We start from the raw sequence: 16,399 nt of genomic DNA on the forward strand, positions 1-16,399 counted from the left end.
GGGGGGGGGGGGGGGGGGGGGGGGGGGGGGGGCGCGCCCCCCCCCCCCCCACCCCGCCCCCCCCCCCCCCCCCCCCCGCCCCCCCCCCCCCCCCCCCCCCCCCCCCACTTCTGCGATCTCGGCGAGGAGGGCTACACGTGCCCTGTCGCCGATGCTCTCCGCCGGGAGAGTGCGTCGACGCTGGCCGCGACCAGGAGAACCAGGCCGGTGACCATCCAGACGGTGCCCTGGGGCTGGTCGAGCAGGCCCATCCCGTTGTCGATGACGGCCACGACGGTGCCGCCGATGACGGCATCGATGACCCGGCCCTTGCCGCCGAAGAGCGAGGTGCCGCCGATGACGGCGGCGCCCACGGCGTACAGCAGGGTCGTCTCGCCGCCCGTGTTCGGGTTCACCGAGTTGGTCCGGCTGGCGATCATGATGCCGGCCACCGCCGCCATGGTGGAGCAGAGGACGAAGCACGACAGGCGCACCCGGAACACGTTGATCCCGGCCCTCCGTGCCGCCTCGGCGTTGCCGCCGACCGCGTAGACGTGCCGGCCCCAGGCGGTGCGGGTCAGCGTGAAGGTGAGCAGGATCAGCAGGCCGACGATCACCACCAGCGAGACCGGTACCCCCTTGAGCGAGGTCAGCGCCGGGTTGCGGCTGCGCTCGACGGAGAGGTAGCCGACCACGGCGAGCACCACGACCGTCAACAGCCCGGTCTTCAGCGCCCACAGCAGGATCGGCTGCACCGTGAGGTTCTTGGCGCGGCGGCGCGCATCGGTGATGTACGTCGAACCCGCATAGCCCACGATGCAGACGATGCCGAGCACCCAGCCGAGCCAGACCGGCAGGTTGGCGTTGTTGAGGCCGTTGATGAAGTCGTTGCGGATGGGGATCGTCCCGCCCTCACCGATCATCGTCAGGAGTACGCCCTGCAGCCCGAGGAACGCGGCCAGCGTGACCACGAACGACGGGATCCCGAGTCGAGCCACCAGCAGCCCGATGGTCAGGCCGATCACCGCTCCGGTGAGAAGAGCCGCCAGCAGCGCCGGGATCAGTGGCCACTCCTGTCGGGTCAGGCACACCCCGAGCACCCCGGCGCACGTCCCGCCCGCGAACCCCGCCGACAGGTCGATCTCGCCCAGCAGCAGCACGAAGACCAGGCCCATCGCGAGCACGGTCACGCCTGCCGACTGGCCGATCAGGTTGGCGAAGTTGAACGAGTTGGTGAACTGCTCGGGACGCAGCGCGGAGAAGACCACGACCAGGGCGATCAGACCCAGCACCGCGGGCAGCGAGCCGACCTCACCACCCCTGAGCTTGGCCATGTAGGCCCGGAAGATCCCGCCCAGCGAGTTGTCGGGCTCCGGGTCCGGTGCCGCGGCGATCGTCGGGTCATCGGTGTCGGTACTCATGCCACACCTCCGTGGCGCAAGCGCCAGAATACGGAGGCGGTGGCATGCAAGGCCCGATCGCTCGCTCGCTTGCGCTCGCTCATGCCGCACCTCCCTCAGGGACGACGCCGGTGGTGATCGCCTGGACGACCCGTTCGCGCGTCGTGGAGGCGGCCTCGATCTGCCCGACCATGCCGCCCAGATACAGGACCGCGATGTCGTCGGCGACCTCGAAGACGTCGTTGAGGTTGTGGCTGATCAGCAGGACGCCGAGACCCCGGTCGGCCAGGCGCCGCACCAGCCGGAGAACCTGCTCGGTCTGCGCCACGCCGAGAGCCGCGGTCGGCTCGTCGAGGATGACCAGCTTCGAGTTCCACAGCACGGCGCGGGCGATCGCCACGGTCTGGCGCTGGCCACCGGAGAGGGAGGCCACCGGCGTACGCACCGATTTCAGCGTACGCACCGAGAGACCGTCCAGCGTCTCACGGGCACGCTGCTCCATGCTGTCCTCGTCGACCAGCCGGAGCCGCTTCATCTCCCGGCCGAGGAACATGTTGTGGACCACGTCGAGGTTGTCGCACAGCGCGAGGTCCTGGTAGACCACCTCGATCCCGAGCGCGGCGGCGTCCTTGGGGTTGGTCACCTTCACCGGCTCTCCCTCGAAGAGGTAGTCACCGGCGTCGAAGAGATGGATCCCGGCCATTCCCTTGACCAGCGTGCTCTTGCCGGCACCGTTGTCACCGACGAGCGCGGTGACCCGGCCCGCCTGCACCGTGAGGTCCACTCCGCGCAGGACCTGCACGGCGCCGAAGGACTTCTCGACGCCGTGCAGCTCCAGCAGCGAACTCACTGAGGCACGCCGTTCTCGGTGCACAGGTCGGCGATCGCGCCGGCGCACACCTCGGCGGCGTCGGCCTGGCCGTCCTCGATGACCGTCTTGACGCTCTCCTTGGTGACCCAGACGGGCTCGGCGAGCACCGAAGGCACGTCCGTGCCGGCCTCGGTGTCCTCGACGCTGCCGGTGGCCAGCGCCTCGGCAGCCTCCTCGTCGCCCTCGATCAGCGCGATCGCCAGGTCCGCGGCGGCCTTGGCCTCGAGCGCGGTGTTCTTGTAGACGGTGCCGCACTGGAAGCCCTGCAGGATGTTCTGCAGGCCCTCGACCGAGGCGTCCTGGCCGGTCACCGGGATCTTGCCCTGGGCGTTGTTGGCCTTCAGCCGGGCGATGATGCCGCCGGCCATGGTGTCGTTGGCCGAGACCACGCCGTCGATCTTTCCGCCGTTGGCGGTGTACATCTGGTCGAAGACCTTGCCGGCCTTGGTGGCGTCCCACTCCCCCGACTGGTCGCCGACGAGCTTGTAGGTGCCGTCGGCGATCTTCGGCTCGAGCGCCTTCTCGTAGCCCGACTTGAACAGGGCCGCGTTGTTGTCGGTGGCCGCGCCGTTGACGTAGACGATGTTGCCGCCCTTCTTGCCCCCGGCGGTGATGCACTCGTCGAGGCCCGTGCCCATCAGCTCGCCGACCTTCACGTTGTCGAAGGAGACGTAGTAGGAGGCACCGCCGTTGAGCGTCAGCCGGTCGTAGTCGATGCTCGTCACGCCCGCGTCGGCGGCCTTCTTCAGGCAGGCCGCGCCCGACTCGGAGTCGAGGTTGGTGATGATGATGACCTTGACGTTCTCGTTGATCATGCTGTCGCACAGCTGACCGAACTTGGCGGTGTCGCCCTGGGCGTTCTGGATCGTCGCCTCGAGGCCGGCGTCGGCGAACGCCTTCTCGAGGTTGGGCCGGTCCTGGGACTCCCATCGGGGAGACGTGGTCGCGTCGGGGAGGATCACTCCGACGTCGGTGCCGCCCGAGTCTCCCGAGTCGCCACCGTCATCCGAGCCTCCACATGCCACGAGCGATGCGGTCGACAGGGTCGCCACCGCTGCGACCGCCATCAGGCGGCCGATCTTGTGCGTGTTCATCGTCGAACTCCTCAGTCCTGGGTGTGATCTAAGTCACGTCGGGGTGCAACCTATCTCCTTCAGCGGCGATGTGAAGCGGTTCTGAGGAGATCTCGACAGCGGATTGATAACGGCCGTATGCCTTCAGGTCACCAATGCTCGTTACGTTGCGACGGCTCCCACCCGCCCACGTCCACTAGAACAGCGATCACGTGACCGCCATCTCGGATTTCCGCACGCCCACGACCAGCCGGGCAGACAGCGAACCCAAGAGCCCCAAATCTGGGCACACCTCTGGACACATCAGCGAGATCCACGGCCTGCGCGGCATCGCCCTGGCGCTCGTGGTCGCCTTCCATCTCTTCGGCAACGGCCGGGTCTCGGGCGGGATCGACGTCTTCCTGGTGATCTCCGGCTTCCTCGCCACCCGGTCGCTGGTGGGCAGGGCCGAGCGCGGCCGGGTGAGACTGGGCGAGCACTACGGACGTACGTTCGCACGGCTCGCCGCGCCGGCGCTGATCGTGCTGGCGGCGACTGCCGCGCTGATGGTGGTCTTCATCCCGCAGACGCTGTGGACGCAGACGACCCGCGAGCTGATCGCGGCAGCGACCTACACGCTCAACTGGGAGCTCATCGCCAGCCAGCTCTCCTATGGCGCCGCGGGGCCGTCCTCGACGCCGGTGCAGCACTTCTGGTCGCTCGCGGTGCAGGGGCAGTTCTTCCTGCTGTGGCCGCTGGTCGTCGTCGCGCTGGCTCTGGTGCTGCGCGTCGTGGCGCGCGGCCGGCCGGGGCGGCACAGCCTCGCCCGGGTGCTGTTCGTCCTGACCGCGGCCGCCTTCGCCCTCTCCTTCGCCTATGCGATCAAGGTCACCGGAGCCGACCAGGCGGCTGCGTACTTCAACTCCATCACGCGCTTCTGGGAGATCGCCGCCGGTGCCCTGACCGCGCTCGCGCTGCGCCGCCTGAGCCTGCCCGAGAAGATCAAGCCGTACGCCGCGTGGACCGGCCTCGCCCTGGTCGTGACCTGCGGTTTCGTGATGGACGGGGCGGACCACTTCCCGGGGCCGCTGGCCCTGTGGCCGGTCGCCGGGGCGCTGCTGGTGATGGTCGGCTCCACCCCGTCGCCACGTGGGCCGCGGCGCCTGCTGGAGACCCGCCCGCTGCGGTTCGTCGCCGACATCTCCTATGAGCTCTACCTGTGGCACTGGCCGCTGCTGATCGCGTGGCTCTACTACGCCGGCGGGGAGCGGCTCACCGTCGCCTCGGCCGCGGGCGTGCTGGTCGTCGCGACGCTGCTCGCCTGGGCGACCAACCGGCTGGTGACCCGCCAGGTCCAGACGTACGTCATCAGGCCCGGCGGTCCGCGAGCCCTGGTCGCAACGCTGGCTGCTCTCGTGGTCGCCGTCGGCGCCGGCTGGAGCGGCCTGGCCGCGATCGAGCACTCCGAGGACAGGGCGATCGCGGCGGCGGCCCGGCTCGCCACCGCCGACCCGTTCACGACCGAGTGCCTCGGTGCGTCGGCGCTGGCGTCGAGCTCCACGGGAGGCTCGTGCCGCAACCCCGACCTTCGAGGCGAGCTGATCCCGGCGGTGGCCGCGATCGGCGCGGACGACGAGAACCGGGGCGAGTGCTGGTCGTTCGAGGAGCGTCCGGTGCGCTTCAGCGCCTGCCCCAACGGGGCACTCGAGGGCTACCGGAAGCGGCTGCTGATGGTCGGCGACTCGCACGCGGTCGCTCCGGTCGGCGCCCTCGACCTGATCGGCGACCAGCGCAACTGGCGCATCGACGTCGCCGCCCGTGCCGCCTGCCACTGGAACACCCGGCCGCTCGGCCGGAGCATCGCCGACAACCGCCCCGCCTGCGCGGAGTGGAACCGGCAGCTCGAGGCCTACCTGCGCGCTCCCGAGCAGCAGGACCTCGACGCGATCATCGTCACCCACTCGGCCCGCAAGACGACCCAGCCGCTGGGCGGCGAGACGCCGTACGAGTCGACGGTCGACGGTCTGGTCGAGGCCTGGAGCCACCGGCCCTCGAAGAAGGTCCCGGTGATCGCGCTCGTCGACAACCCGATGTTCGAGCCCGACAACGCCGCCTATCTGCGCACCACACTGGGCTGCATCCAGCGGCATTCCCCCGAGACCGCCGGCGAGGCGTGCGGGCGGCCGCGCACCGACGTACTCGTCAAGGACCCGCACCGCGACGCGGTCGCCCGCGACCCCAACGCGCACCTCGTCGACCTGACCCACCTGTTCTGCGAGGACGAGGTCTGCCCGGCGGTGATCGGCAACGTCATCGTCTACCGCGACGGCAACCACATCACCTCGCGCTACGCCCGCACCCTGGCGCCCTACCTCAGCCGGGAGCTCGCCCGGGTCGTCGACTAACGGGCGACGGCGAGCGCGTCGATCTCGACGAGCATCTCCTCGCGCGGCAGGCCGGTCATCACGGTCGTGCGGCACGGAAGGATGCCGCCCTCGGCGACACGCGAGCCGATGAACTCGCCGTAGGCGTCGTTCATCGCGGCGAAGTCGTCCCGGGTGGTGAGGTAGACCCGGAGCATCAGCACGTCCTCGAAGCCCGCACCGGCGGCGGCCAGGATCGCCTCCACGTTCTGCAGGGTGCGTACGGTCTGGGCCTTCACGTCGCCGGGGAACAGGTACTCGTTCGTGGCGGGGTCGACCGGGCCCTGACCGGAGACCTGGATCAGGCCGCCGCGGACCACGCCCTGGGAGAAGGTGTGCGCCGGAGCCGGGACCTGGTCGGTGGAGATGCGGATGTCGGACATGGGATGGGTTTCCTCTCGGGGTGTTCTCATGAGCTCCGGCCGGCCCAGTCGGCGGAGATCGCTTCGGTGGCCGCGAGGAGCTGCGGCACCAGGGCGCGCACCCCCTCGCGGGGCAGGATGACGTCGGGCACGGAGACAGAGACCGCGGCGACGACGCGCCCGGCCTCGTCGCGTACAGGCGCCCCGACGCAGTTGATGAAGTCCTCGTGCTCGGCGGCGTCCTCGGCCCAGCCCTGCTCGCGGGTCCGGGCGAGCACCTCGTGGTAGCTCGCCGCGTCGGGGATGGTGCGGCTGGTGAACGGCCGGAAGTCGATGCCGGCGACCACCGCCTCCTGCTCCCCCGGAGGCAGCCCCGCGACCAGCACCTTGCCGACGGCTGTCGCGTGCAGGGCCGCGGGCAGACCCACCCGGGAGTACATCCGCACCGAGTGGGTGCTCTCCACCTTGGCGAGGTAGATGGCCGTGCCGTTCTCGTACGCAGCCAGGTGGACGGCCTGGCCGCCCGTCTCGGCCGCGAGGCGGGTCAGGTGGGGCTGGGCCACGTCGCGGATCGCGTGCTGGGAGAGCGCCGCCGTGCCGAGGGCGAACAGCCGGGAGCCGAGGTGGTAGCGCTGGCGGTCGTCGCGGCGTACGAAGCGGTCCGCCTCCAAGGTGTGCAGCAACCGCATCGCGGTGGTCTTGTGGACGCCGAGGCTGGCGGCCACCTGGTCGAGGGAGCGCTCGCCCTCACCGAGCTCGATGAGGATCTGCAGCGCGCGGGAGAGACTCTGGCTCATCGGGCCGCCTCACGGATCGCCGGGGAGTCGATGCCGGCGGCGCTCACCCGGGTCGCGGCCCAGTCGTACTCGGAGCAGTCGAGCAGCCTGGCGCGTACGTCGGCGGCCGGAGGCCGCGCGTGGTCGCCGGTCGCGGCCAGCACCCCCGCCGCGACCAGGTGGCCCTGACGCAGCCGGCCGACCGGGCCGGTCCCGTCGACAAGTGCGGCGAGGTAGCCCGCCGCGAAGCCGTCGCCCGCGCCGACCGGCTCCACGACGTCGACCCGGAGCGCCGGGACCTGGGTGGCGCTTCCGTCCGCGTCGTACTCCCCGGCCGCGTGGGAGTCGGCCTTGATCACCAGGCGAGGGCGCTCGCCCAGGAGCTCGCGGAGGTCCTGCGGAGCATGCGCGCCGAGCGCTGCGCGTGCCTCGTCGGCCCCGAGCAGAACGATGTCGGCCGCGCGCAGCAGGTCGATCAGCGGCGCGGTGCTGCGCCCGGCCCACAGGGCCGGTCGCCAGTTGAGGTCGACGCTGAGCCGGAAGCCGAGCTCGTCGCGCAGCGCCAGCAGGCGGGTGACCAGCGTCGATCCCTCCTCGAGGATGCCGAGGGTGATCCCGGAGGTGTGCACCACCTCGGCCGAGGCCAGCGCCTCCATGACGCCGGGTCGGTCCAGCAGGGCGGCGTCCATCGCGGCCGCCGCGGATCCGGCTCGGTAGTAGTGCATGCGGCTGCCGCCGGGGGCGGGGTCCTTGACGTAGATCCCGGTCGGGCGCTCGGGATCGCGCTCGGCCTCGACGATCACGCCGCGGCCGGTCAGGTCGTCGGTCACGACGTCGCCGAACGGGTCCTGACCGAGCCGGGACACCCAGGCGGTCCGCACCCCGAGGGCGGCCAGGGCGCCGGCCACGTTGGCCTCGGCGCCACCGACCGAACGGCGCAGGGTCGTCGCCCCGGCGAGCGGCTGGTCGCCCTCCGGACGCAGGACGACCATCGCCTCCCCGAGACAGACCACTCGCACGTCTCCGCTGCTGCCCACGGATGGAGCTCCTCCCCTGTTGGTTCATCGCCGAGCCGTTGACGCCCGGTGTGCCCGATGCTACAACTAACGAATCGAAATACGCAATCATCGTTGCATAATGTGCAACAAAGGAAGGATGGGCCATGGATCACCCGGCAGCCCACATCGACACAGCGGCCGTCGCGGCGCTGCGCGAGGAGCGGGTCGACTGGCGCCACAAGGCGATCCCGCCCGCGCTGTGGGGACGTACGGTCGCCGAGGTGCTCGAGGCTGCGCCCCGGCTCTCGCAGCTGCCCACGCCCGTGCTCTCCCTCTCACGCGTCGCGATGACCCACAACCGTGACGTGCTGGCCGCCTGGTGCGCGGAGCGCGGCATCGCCCTGGCTCCGCACGGCAAGACCACGATGGCTCCGCAGCTGTGGGCCGAACAGCTCGCCGCCGGCGCCTGGGCGATCACCGTGGCGAACCTCCCCCAGCTCGCCGTCGCCCGCGCCTTCGGCGTCTCCCGGGTGATCGTGGCCAACGCGATCGTCTCCCCGCTCACCCTGCGCTGGATCTCCGACCAGATCACCGACGACGCGGGGCTGGAGGTGCTGGTGTGGGCCGACTCGCCACGGACGGTCGCCCTGATGCACGAGGCGCTCGCCGCCCATGCCGCCGAGGCCGGGCCACGCCGACCGCTCGGCGTCCTCGTCGAGCGTGGCGCCACGGGCGGTCGCACCGGCGCCCGTGACGAGGCGACCGCGGTCGCCGTGGCCGAGGCCGTCGCGGGCTCACCCCACCTGGAGCTCGCCGGGGTCACCGGCTACGAGGGCGCCCTGGCGCACACCACCGACGAGGCCGCGCTCGGCGTCGTCCATGCGTACGTCGACAGCCTGGTCTCCCTGCACCGGCGGATCTCCCGCCTGCTGCCCGCCGGTCGGACGCCGGTGGTGAGCGCGGGCGGCAGCGCCTACTTCGAGCAGGTCGCCGACGCGCTCGCTCCGTTGGTGGCCGACGAGGAGGCCCGCATGGTGCTCCGCAGCGGCGCCTACATCACCCACGACGACGGCTTCTACCGCGGCATCTCGCCGCTGGGGAGCGAACCCCGCACGACCGGCCCCGGCCTGCGCAGCGCTCTCCACGGCTGGGTGCGAATCTCCTCCCAGCCGGAGCCGGGCCTCGCGCTCTTCGACGCTGGCAAACGCGACCTTCCCTTCGACGAGGGCATGCCCGAGGCGCAGCTGCTGCGGGCACGGACGACCGGCTCCCCCGCGACCCCGCTCTCCGGGGTCGCGGTGACCGCGCTCAACGACCAGCACGGCTTCCTCCGCTGGGACCCCGCCACCGAGGCGCCCGTCCTGATCGGCGACGAGCTCCGTCTCGGGCTCTCGCACCCGTGCACCGCCTTCGACAAGTGGGGCCTCATCCCGGTCCTCGACGACGCCGACGCCGACGACCCGCTCGTCGTCGACCTCGTGCGCACCTGGTTCTGAGAGGACCCCACCATGACCGACCTGCTCATCCGGGACGCGACCGTCATCGACGGCAGCGGCGCTCCGGCCTTCCACGCCCACGTCAGCATCGACGCCGGGCGGATCACCGGCATCCACACCGATGCTCCGGCACCGGTCGCGCGGCGCACCATCGACGCCGCCGGGCGGGCGCTGACACCGGGGTTCATCGACATGCACGCCCACTCGGACCTGCAGATCCTGGTGAACCCCGACCACACCGCGAAGGTGAGCCAGGGCGTCACGCTCGAGGTCGTCGGCCAGGACGGCCTCTCGTTCGCGCCCGCCGACCCGGCGGCGCGCGCCCACCTGCGCCGCCAGATCGCGGGCTGGAACGGCGAGCCGGACGACTTCGACTTCGACTGGGACACCGTCGCCGGCTACCTGGACCGCCTCGACCACGGGATCGCGTGCAACGCGGCGTACCTCGTGCCGCAGGGGACTCTGCGGCTGATGGTCGTCGGCCCCGACGACCGGCCCGCCACCCCTGCCGAGATCGCCGAGATGGCTCGGCTGCTCCGGGTCGGCCTCGACGAGGGTGCCGTGGGCATGAGCAGCGGTCTGACCTACCCGCCGAGCATGTTCGCCGACGACGACGAGCTGGCCACGCTGTGCCGGGTCGTCGCCGAGGCGGGCGGCTACTACAGCCCGCACCACCGGTCCTACGGAGCCGGTGCGCTGGAGGCGTACGCCGAGATGATCGAGGTCGCCCGGGCCTCCGGGTGCGCTCTGCACCTGACCCACGCGACCATGAACTTCGAGCCCAACCGCGGGCGCGCCGGGGACCTGATCGACATCATCGACGCGGGGCTGGCCGACGGGGGCGACATCACCCTCGACACCTACCCCTACCTCCCCGGCGCCACCACGCTCAGCGCCGTGCTGCCCAGCTGGTCGACCTCCGGCGGTCCCGACGCCCTGCTCGCGCGGATCGCGGACCCCGGGGACCGTGCCCGGATCGCGCACGAGCTCGACCATGTCGGCACCGACGGCTGCCACGGCTGCGTGACCGACTGGCGCACGATCCAGATCAGCGGCGTACGCAACCCCGAGCTGTCGCGTCACGTCGGCCGGACCGTCGCCGAGATCGCCGAGGAGACCGGCCAGGTGGCCACGGACGTCTTCTTCGACCTGCTCGTCCGCGACCGGCTGGCCACGACGATCCTCCAGCACGTCGGCCACGAGGAGAACGTGCAGACGATCATGCGGCACCGCACCCACTGCGGCGGCAGCGACGCGATCCTCGTCGGCGAGCGCCCGCACCCGCGCGCGTGGGGCACCTTCCCCCGCTACCTCGCCCGCTACGTACGCGAGCTCGGTGTGCTCGACCTGGTCGACTGCGTCCACCACCTCACCGGCCGTCCCGCGGCCAGGCTCAAGCTGCGCGAGCGTGGCCTCGTCCGGGAGGGGTACGCCGCCGACCTGGTGCTCCTCGACCCCGACACGGTCCAGGACACCGCCACGTTCGAGCAGCCGCGGCAGCAGGCGCGCGGCATCGACTGGGTGCTGGTCAACGGCACCGCCGTCATCGAGGACGGCCAGCGCACGGACGCACTGCCCGGACGGGCACTGCGCCGCACCGACGAAGGGACCCGAGCCCGATGAGCAACCACGTGATCGAGACGCTACGGGCCGACCAGGCGCTGGTCGTCGTACGCGCCTCCCGGCTCGACGACCCCGTCGCGCTCTGCCACGCACTGGCCGCCGGGGGCATTCGGACCGTCGAGCTGACCTACACGACCCCGGGCCTCACCGATCTCCTCGCCCAGGTCAGCGCCCGGATCGAGGCCGACGACATCGTGGTCGGCGCCGGAACGGTGCTGAGCGCCGATCAGGCTCGCGCCGCGCTCGCGGCCGGCGCCCGGTTCCTGGTGACGCCCGGCCTGCCGCCGGAGGCGGCGGAGATCGTCGCAGAGGGTCACGCCGCGGGTGCAGCCGTCGTCCTCGGTGCCCTCACCCCGACCGAGGTCCTCACCGCGACCACGCTCGGCGCCGATGCGGTCAAGATCTTCCCGGCACGGGCCGTCGGCCCGCGCTACTTCTCCGACCTGCGGGGACCTTTCCCCGAGGTCGCCCTGATCCCTTCCGGCGGAGTCGACGAAGACAACGCCGCGGAGTTCCTGCGGGCCGGCGCCATCGCCGTGACCGCCGGGACGTCGGTGGTCCAGCCCGCCGACGTCGACGAGGCCCGGTGGGAGCAGATCACCACCAACGCCGCCCGGTTCCGTGCAGCTCTGCGCTGAATCCATCCCCCACCCGACACCACGGGAGAACCAACCATGCATTGGCTCCAGACAAGCACCACCGGCCTGCTGCTGCTCTGCGCAGCGGCGATCGCCGTGCTCCTCTTCCTGATCATCAAGGTCAAGCTCGAACCCTTCATCGCCCTCTTCATCAGCGGCATCGGCCTCGCCGTCGCGGCCGGCCTGTCCGTCGAGCAGATGGTGGGCACCGCCCTCTCCGCGAAGGAGTCGCTCATCGAGACCGGCTTCGGCGGCGTACTGGGCCACATCGCGCTCATCATCGGTCTCGGCACCGTCCTCGGGTCGCTGCTCGAGCGGTCCGGCGGCGCCGATGTCCTCGCCGCGAGGCTGATCGGCATCTTCGGCGAGCGCGGCACCCCGGTCGCGATGGGCCTGGTCGGCCTGATCTTCGGCATCCCGGTCTTCTTCGACATCGGCATCTTCGTGCTCGCGCCGCTGGTCTACGTCGCGGCTCACCGCGGCGGCAAGTCGCTCGTCCTATACGCCCTCCCGGTTCTCGCGGGCCTGTCGATGACGCATGCCTTCCTGCCTCCCCACCCCGGCCCCACGGCGCTGGGCGGCCTCCTCGGCGTCGACCTCGGCTGGCTGATCATCATGGGCCTGCTGTGCGGCCTGCCCGCGTTCGCCGCGGCCGGGATCCTCTTCCCCACGTGGATCGCCCGTCGGGTCCAGGTCTCGGTGCCCGAGGAGTTCCTGGTCGCGGAGACCGAGTCGGAGCAGGACAAGACACCCGCCACGCCGGTCGCGCTCTCCCTCGTCCTCGGGGTCATCGCGGTGCCACTGGTCCTGATCCTCGGCGCGACCTTCGGCACGATGCTGCTCGACCCGGGCCGGCTGCTCAGCCTGCTCACCTTCTTCGGCAACCCGGCGATCGCGCTCACCATCGCGGTGCTCCTCGCCTTCTGGCTGCTCGGCATCCGGCGCGGGATGAGCCTCGAGGAGATCTCCGAGTTCACCGGCGCCTCGCTGCGGCCGGTCGGCATGATCCTGCTCGTCGTCGGCGCCGGCGCCTTCTTCGGCGCGGTGATCACCGCGACCGGTGTAGGCACCGCGCTCGCTGACGTGCTCTCCGACGCCGGACTGCCGATCCTGCTGCTGGCCTACGTCATCTCCTGCGCGCTCCGGATCGCCCAGGGCTCCGCGACCGTGGCGATCGTGACCACCGGCGGCATCATCGCGCCGACCCTCGGCACCGGCTACTCGCAGCCCGAGCTCGCGGTGATCGCCGTCGCGATCGCCGCCGGCTCGATCATCCTCAGCCACGTCAACGACGGCGGCTTCTGGATCGTCTCGCGCTACTTCAACCTCACCGTGAAGCAGACCCTGGCGACCTGGACGGTGCTGGAGACCGTGCTCTCGATCGTCGGCTTCGCGGCCGCCGCCGTGGCCTGGGCGATCGTCTGACCCAGGTCGAACTGCTAGGCCGACGCCCACGCCTGCGCGAGCAGGTCGCGGGTGTCGGTCAGCAGCTGCGGCAGGGTCTTGGTGCGGCCGATGATCGGCATGAAGTTCTGGTCGCCGACCCAACGGGGCACGATGTGCTGGTGCAGGTGGGCGGCGATGCCGGCGCCGCCCGCGGTGCCCTGGTTCATCCCGATGTTGAAGCCCTCGGCCTGCGAGACGCCTGCGAGGGTGCGTACGGCCTGCTTGGTGAGCACCGCCATCTCGGCGGCCTCCTCGTCGGTGGTCTCGACGTAGCCGGCGATGTGGCGGTAGGGGCACACCATCATGTGGCCCGGGGCGTACGGATAGAGGTTGAGCACCACGAAGCAGGTCTCGCCGCGGTGGACGACCAGGCCCTCGGCGTCCTCGAGCGTCGGCACCCGGCAGAACGGGCACTCCGTCTCCGAGGGGTCGGTGGGCTTGTTCTCGCCGCGGATGTAGGCCATCCGGTAGGGCGTCCACAGCCGCTCCAGACCGTCGCCCTCGCCGATGCCGTCCTGGGTGAGTACGCCGTCCATCTCTGTCACGCGGCAAACACTACTTAACCCCTCACAGGCCCCTTCAGGACAGGCTCAGTCGGGCGCTTCCCCGCCCCGCAGCGCGTACGCCCCGGCGACGGCGGCGGCGAGCAGCACGACCAGGCAGGCCGACGTGATCCCGGACAGCGCCTGCCAGGGGAACGTCAGCGGCGCCTCGGGCACGTCGCGTACGACCGCCTGCCGCATCAGCCAGCCGGTGAACCCGGTGACCGCGCCGCCGACCAGCAGAGCGCCGGCGCCGGTGAACACCGTCTCCCAGAGCGCGGTCCGGCGCACCTGGGCAGAGGTGGCGCCGACGAGCCGGGCGGTGGCGGTCTGGCGGCGGCGCTGGCTCGCCCCGATCAGGACCGCGTTGACGGCCGCGATCGCGGCGTAGACCCCGGCCGGGCCGAGCATCACCCACAGCACGACCGTGTTCATCTCGCGCGCCTCTGCCGAGACCGTGCCGACCCACTCCTCGCCGGTGCTCACCTTTGCCCCGGTCTCCCGGATCGAGCGTGCGGTCCCGCCGACGTCCGCGCCGGCGTCGGTGCGCACGAAGACCGTGCCGGTGTCGCGGGCGACCCTGTCGATGCGTGGCAGGTCGTCGGGCACGATGATGTCGCTCCACAGGTTCGGGGCGTCGGGGACGACGGCGACCAGACGCACCTCGACGACCCGGCCGTCGATGCGCATCCGGCGGGTCTGGCCGACCCGGCCGCCGAGGTCGGTGACGTAGGAGGCGGTGACCGCCATCGCCCGGCCGTGCAGGTCGGTGAGACTCCCCTGCGTCGCCTGCAGGCTGCGCGTCGCGGCAGCGCTGGAGACGTCGACGACCTCGACGTCGTCGGGACCGCCCCCGAACCCGACCTGCGCCGTGCGGCGTACGTCGCTCACCCCCACCCCGGGCACGTCCTGGATCCGCTCGGGGCGCTCTGCCTCCTCGACGACCAGCTCCGACCTGAGCGCGGCCCGGTCGGCGCCCTCGCTCCAGTCCGCGGTCGCACCGACCGCGAGCACCATCGAGCCGGCCACCGCCATGATGGCCACCACCGGCGCCGCCACAGCGGCGGTCATCCGGCTGCTGGTGCGGGCGAGGTCACGGGCCAGGTGCGCCGCCGGGTCCCGGCGCGCCACCGTGGCACCGGCGTACGCCGCGAGCTCGGTGTAGAGCAGGCCGCCCACCGCGTTGGCCCCGATCACGGCGACGATCGGCAGGAACATGCCCACGAGCAGGGCGAACAGCAGCGGCATCTCGGGTGCGAGCACGGCGGTCGCGACCAGCGCGCCGGCCGCGGTGAGCGCGACCAGCGCCTGGATCACCGTCGGTCGTCGTCGCTCGAGGACCGCGTCGCGGAGCGCCTCGACCGGCTGCGTACGTCCGGCGCGGGCGCCCGCGCGCCAGGCCCCGACCAGGGCGACCCCGACACCGCAGGAGGCGGCGATCGCCCATCCGGTGCCCTGGCTCGGCATCGCCAGCAGGACCGGGGTGACCCCGGCCTGGTGCAGGATGCGCAGCACCGGCACCGTCACCGCGGTGCCGAGCAGGCAGCCCGCGAACGTGCCGACGGCCGCGACCGCGAGCGCCTCCCCGAGCAGCAGGGTCCGGACCTGGCGCGGGGTGGCGCCGAGCAGACGGAGCAGGCCGAGCTCGCGGCGCCGGGTGGCCACCACGAACCCGAAGGTCGAGGAGACCACGAAGAGCGCCAGGAAGAGCGAGATTCCGGCCATGATGCCGAACAGCGACCCGAGGTCGTCGATCTGCGTCCGGGTCTGCGGGTCCAGCCCGTCGGTGGCGGTGCCGAGCGCTCCCAGCATGTTGGTGGCGAGGGTGATCAGGGCGATACCGCCGGCGAGAGCGACGGCGGCCCCGGCGTAGGGAGGCCAGGACTGGCGCAGGCTCTTCAGGCTGTGCGCGACCATCGCGACGACGCTCATCGCAGCGGCTCCAGCTCGGCCATGCGGGCGGCGATCCGGGCGGCGTCGCTGCGCTCCATCTGCCCGACGACTTGGCCGTCGGCGAGGAACAGCACGCTGTCGGCATACGAGGCGGCGAGCGGGTCGTGGGTGACCATCACGACCGTCTGCGCCGGCCCGTGGGTCACCGGCGCGTCGACGAGGTTGCGCAGCAGCTCGAGCACCTCGCGTCCGGCGTGACGGTCCAGCGCGCCGGTGGGCTCGTCGGCGAAGAGCACAGCCGGCCGGGCGTGCAGCGCACGCGCGATCGCGACGCGCTGCTGCTGGCCACCGGAGAGCTCCGGCGGCCGCCGCCTGGCGAGCCCATGCAGACCGACCTGCTCGAGCGCCCCGACCACCTGAGCGCGATCCGGGCGCCGCCCGGCGAGGCGGGCGGGCAGGGCGACGTTGTCGTACGCGGTGAGAGCGTCGAGCAGGTTGTACTGCTGGAACACGAAGCCCATCATCTGTCGGCGCAGCTTCGTAAGGGTCGTCCGGTTCAGGCCGGCCAGGGCGGTGCCTGCGACCCGGACGCTGCCCCGGGTGGGCCGGTCGAGGCCGGCGGCGATCTGCATCAGCGTGGACTTGCCCGATCCCGAGGGGCCCATGATCGCGGTGAACGTCCCGGCGGCGAAGGCATGGCTCACGCCCCGCAGTGCGTCGACCTTGCCGGAGCGGGAGCGATAGGTGCGGGTGACGTCGTCGAGCACGACGGCGGGCGGGCCGGGCGGCCGGGGAGCGTGGACGGCGTCCGGGATGGTGGCGGTCATGGTTCCAGCAAACGCCTCCTAGGCGGCGCGCACACGGGCGCAGACGCCACGGCGAGGTAGCGCGTGCGCTACC

The 16,399-nt window shown here is 71.8% G+C and carries 14 protein-coding genes; 5 read left to right on the plus strand and 9 right to left on the minus strand.

The genetic code is table 11. The features are described from left to right. Window positions 1-131: 131 nt before the first annotated feature. The 3 genes from ACIO3S_RS13085 to ACIO3S_RS13095 all read right to left on the minus strand — a co-directional run bounded on the left by ACIO3S_RS13085 (window position 132) and on the right by ACIO3S_RS13095 (window position 3,344). Window positions 132-1,400, minus strand: coding sequence for a sugar ABC transporter permease (locus ACIO3S_RS13085; RefSeq protein ID WP_400463944.1), 1,269 nt, complete (start codon window positions 1,398-1,400; stop codon window positions 132-134). A 79-nt stretch (window positions 1,401-1,479) separates the two neighbouring features. Beyond that, window positions 1,480-2,229 carry an ATP-binding cassette domain-containing protein gene (locus ACIO3S_RS13090; protein ID WP_400463947.1) on the minus strand — a complete coding sequence of 250 codons (750 nt, stop codon included), beginning with the start codon at window positions 2,227-2,229 and terminating at the stop codon, window positions 1,480-1,482. Further along, a complete protein-coding gene (locus tag ACIO3S_RS13095; RefSeq protein WP_400463950.1) occupies window positions 2,226-3,344 on the minus strand; it encodes a sugar ABC transporter substrate-binding protein in 1,119 nt (372 codons plus the stop codon). Before ACIO3S_RS13095 ends, ACIO3S_RS13090 begins: the two co-directional genes overlap by 4 nt. A gap of 191 nt (window positions 3,345-3,535) precedes the next feature. On the opposite strand from ACIO3S_RS13095, the gene ACIO3S_RS13100 reads away from it, so the two are divergent. Continuing rightward, a complete protein-coding gene (locus tag ACIO3S_RS13100) occupies window positions 3,536-5,707 on the plus strand; it encodes an acyltransferase family protein (RefSeq protein WP_400463953.1) in 2,172 nt (723 codons plus the stop codon). Here ACIO3S_RS13100 and ACIO3S_RS13105 read toward each other — a convergent pair. The 3 genes from ACIO3S_RS13105 to ACIO3S_RS13115 are packed head-to-tail and all read right to left on the minus strand — an operon-like array spanning window position 5,704 to window position 7,900. Next, window positions 5,704-6,108 (minus strand): RidA family protein, encoded by a 405-nt coding sequence (locus ACIO3S_RS13105; RefSeq protein ID WP_400463956.1) that lies wholly within the window; start codon window positions 6,106-6,108, stop codon window positions 5,704-5,706. The two genes, ACIO3S_RS13100 and ACIO3S_RS13105, sit on opposite strands and share 4 nt — an antisense overlap. 26 nt (window positions 6,109-6,134) lie before the next feature. Further along, window positions 6,135-6,884, minus strand: coding sequence for an IclR family transcriptional regulator (locus ACIO3S_RS13110; RefSeq protein ID WP_400463959.1), 750 nt, complete (start codon window positions 6,882-6,884; stop codon window positions 6,135-6,137). Continuing rightward, window positions 6,881-7,900: a sugar kinase gene (locus ACIO3S_RS13115; protein WP_400463962.1), complete on the minus strand. Its 1,020-nt coding sequence runs from the start codon at window positions 7,898-7,900 to the stop codon at window positions 6,881-6,883. Before ACIO3S_RS13115 ends, ACIO3S_RS13110 begins: the two co-directional genes overlap by 4 nt. A gap of 125 nt (window positions 7,901-8,025) precedes the next feature. On the opposite strand from ACIO3S_RS13115, the gene ACIO3S_RS13120 reads away from it, so the two are divergent. Genes ACIO3S_RS13120 through ACIO3S_RS13135 form a run of 4 tightly spaced genes read left to right on the plus strand, consistent with a single transcriptional unit; the run spans window position 8,026 to window position 13,043 of the window. Beyond that, the gene (locus tag ACIO3S_RS13120; protein ID WP_400463965.1) at window positions 8,026-9,357 is read left to right on the plus strand and encodes an amino acid deaminase; all 1,332 of its coding nucleotides are present in this window, start codon (window positions 8,026-8,028) and stop codon (window positions 9,355-9,357) included. A gap of 12 nt (window positions 9,358-9,369) precedes the next feature. Beyond that, window positions 9,370-10,980, plus strand: a complete 1,611-nt coding sequence (locus ACIO3S_RS13125) for an amidohydrolase family protein (RefSeq protein WP_400463968.1) — start codon at window positions 9,370-9,372, stop codon at window positions 10,978-10,980. Beyond that, complete coding sequence (locus ACIO3S_RS13130; protein ID WP_400463971.1) at window positions 10,977-11,618, plus strand: bifunctional 4-hydroxy-2-oxoglutarate aldolase/2-dehydro-3-deoxy-phosphogluconate aldolase; 642 nt, start codon at window positions 10,977-10,979, stop codon at window positions 11,616-11,618. The genes ACIO3S_RS13125 and ACIO3S_RS13130 overlap by 4 nt, the downstream gene beginning before the upstream one ends. A 36-nt stretch (window positions 11,619-11,654) precedes the next feature. After that, complete coding sequence (locus tag ACIO3S_RS13135) at window positions 11,655-13,043, plus strand: GntP family permease (RefSeq protein ID WP_400463974.1); 1,389 nt, start codon at window positions 11,655-11,657, stop codon at window positions 13,041-13,043. 14 nt (window positions 13,044-13,057) lie between these two features. On the opposite strand, the gene ACIO3S_RS13140 is transcribed toward ACIO3S_RS13135, so the two are convergent. From ACIO3S_RS13140 to ACIO3S_RS13150, 3 genes are read right to left on the minus strand one after another with little or no spacing between them, the layout of a single operon-like run. Continuing rightward, complete coding sequence (locus tag ACIO3S_RS13140) at window positions 13,058-13,600, minus strand: HIT family protein (RefSeq protein WP_400464633.1); 543 nt, start codon at window positions 13,598-13,600, stop codon at window positions 13,058-13,060. 54 nt (window positions 13,601-13,654) lie between these two features. Continuing rightward, window positions 13,655-15,538, minus strand: coding sequence for an FtsX-like permease family protein (locus ACIO3S_RS13145; RefSeq protein ID WP_400463977.1), 1,884 nt, complete (start codon window positions 15,536-15,538; stop codon window positions 13,655-13,657). After that, window positions 15,535-16,326, minus strand: a complete 792-nt coding sequence (locus tag ACIO3S_RS13150) for an ABC transporter ATP-binding protein (protein ID WP_400463980.1) — start codon at window positions 16,324-16,326, stop codon at window positions 15,535-15,537. The genes ACIO3S_RS13145 and ACIO3S_RS13150 overlap by 4 nt, the downstream gene beginning before the upstream one ends. Window positions 16,327-16,399 lie beyond the last annotated feature (73 nt).

The sequence above is a fragment of the Nocardioides sp. NPDC087217 genome, from assembly GCF_044744805.1.
Classification (GTDB): Bacteria; Actinomycetota; Actinomycetes; order Propionibacteriales; family Nocardioidaceae; genus Nocardioides.

What these genes read in the sequence shown, in the direction of transcription:
- ACIO3S_RS13110 (WP_400463959.1), bottom strand. Translation starts at nt 6,884, where the DNA reads ATGAGCCAGAGTCTCTCCCGCGCGCTGCAGATCCTCATCGAGCTCGGT.
- ACIO3S_RS13120 (WP_400463965.1), top strand. Translation starts at nt 8,026, where the DNA reads ATGGATCACCCGGCAGCCCACATCGACACAGCGGCCGTCGCGGCGCTG.
- ACIO3S_RS13135 (WP_400463974.1), top strand. Translation starts at nt 11,655, where the DNA reads ATGCATTGGCTCCAGACAAGCACCACCGGCCTGCTGCTGCTCTGCGCA.
- ACIO3S_RS13145 (WP_400463977.1), bottom strand. Translation starts at nt 15,538, where the DNA reads ATGAGCGTCGTCGCGATGGTCGCGCACAGCCTGAAGAGCCTGCGCCAG.
- ACIO3S_RS13105 (WP_400463956.1), bottom strand. Translation starts at nt 6,108, where the DNA reads ATGTCCGACATCCGCATCTCCACCGACCAGGTCCCGGCTCCGGCGCAC.
- ACIO3S_RS13130 (WP_400463971.1), top strand. Translation starts at nt 10,977, where the DNA reads ATGAGCAACCACGTGATCGAGACGCTACGGGCCGACCAGGCGCTGGTC.
- ACIO3S_RS13085 (WP_400463944.1), bottom strand. Translation starts at nt 1,400, where the DNA reads ATGAGTACCGACACCGATGACCCGACGATCGCCGCGGCACCGGACCCG.
- ACIO3S_RS13140 (WP_400464633.1), bottom strand. Translation starts at nt 13,600, where the DNA reads ATGGACGGCGTACTCACCCAGGACGGCATCGGCGAGGGCGACGGTCTG.
- ACIO3S_RS13150 (WP_400463980.1), bottom strand. Translation starts at nt 16,326, where the DNA reads ATGACCGCCACCATCCCGGACGCCGTCCACGCTCCCCGGCCGCCCGGC.
- ACIO3S_RS13095 (WP_400463950.1), bottom strand. Translation starts at nt 3,344, where the DNA reads ATGAACACGCACAAGATCGGCCGCCTGATGGCGGTCGCAGCGGTGGCG.
- ACIO3S_RS13125 (WP_400463968.1), top strand. Translation starts at nt 9,370, where the DNA reads ATGACCGACCTGCTCATCCGGGACGCGACCGTCATCGACGGCAGCGGC.